Source organism: Rhizobacter sp. P3_B12 (assembly GCF_056402895.1).
In genome coordinates, this window is sequence record NZ_JBFUGN010001521.1 from 1 (window position 1) to 944 (window position 944).

Consider the following 944-nt stretch of genomic DNA (forward strand, 5'->3'; position numbering starts at 1 on the left):
GTGCTGTGGGGAGTGACGGCGATTGTCGGCAGCATCAGATCAAAAGGCAGCTTGAAATTCAACGAAACGACGGGCACATTCCGGCATATCGCCGATACGCTCCGACGAAATGCACAAAACCATCCTCGACAAGACCGATCACGCGCTGCTCGCGCTGCTGCGCGAGAACGCCCGCGCCTCCACCGCCGAGCTGGCGCGGCGCCTGGCCTTGTCGCGCACCACGGTGCAGAGCCGGCTGGAGCGGCTGGAGCGCCAGCGCGTCGTCGCCGGCTACACGATCGTGGTGCCCGATGAACTCGAGGCGGCACTGGTCCGTGCCCATGTGCTGATCACGGTGGCGCCACGCCAGAGCGCCGCGATCGAGGCGGCGCTGCGCAAGATCGCCGAGGTGCGCGTGCTGCACTCGGTCAGCGGCCCGTTCGACCTGATCGCGATCGTCGCGGCGCAGTCGATCGGCGAGCTCGATGCGCTGATCGACCGCATCGGCGCGCTCGAAGGCGTCGAGCGCACCACGTCGGCGATCGTGCTGTCGACGCGAATAGAGCGGTAAAAGTCACGGACGACAGCCCGCTACCCCTATTTCCTGTCAGAGTTAGCAGGTGTGAGGACGGGTGTCCCTCGGGATAATGAACTTCAAGTCAAGGCACCCGCGGCCGAAAATCTCGCAAGCGCGTCCCTCGTGCAACACATGATCTCCGGCGGCCCGCCATTCGCATGAAAGAAGCCATCTCCCCATTGGTCATCGATGTCCAGGAACTGCGCGTCGGGATGTTCGTTCATCTCGACGTGGGCTGGATGGCGCACCCGTTCCCGCTCAGCAGCTTCAAGCTGACGACGCCGGACCAGATCGCGACGATCCGCAGCCTCGGGTTGCCGCGCGTGCGCTGGAGCCCGGACAAGAGCGATCCGCCGCCCGTTGCCACGCCGCCGGCCGAGACGCCGGC

Annotated in this window: 2 protein-coding genes; both read left to right on the plus strand. The window is 65.7% G+C overall.

The window, feature by feature from the left end; genetic code table 11:
* Positions 1 to 109: 109 nt before the first annotated feature.
* Positions 110 to 550, plus strand: a complete 441-nt coding sequence (locus tag AC1D01_RS36580) for an Lrp/AsnC family transcriptional regulator (protein ID WP_047510267.1) — start codon at positions 110 to 112, stop codon at positions 548 to 550.
* 164 nt (positions 551 to 714) lie between these two features.
* A partial coding sequence (locus AC1D01_RS36585) for a DUF3391 domain-containing protein (RefSeq protein ID WP_477874691.1) occupies positions 715 to 944 on the plus strand: 230 nt, incomplete at its 3' end.

Coding starts and splice junctions, on each gene's coding strand:
- AC1D01_RS36580 (WP_047510267.1), top strand. CDS start 110: ATGCACAAAACCATCCTCGACAAGACCGATCACGCGCTGCTCGCGCTG.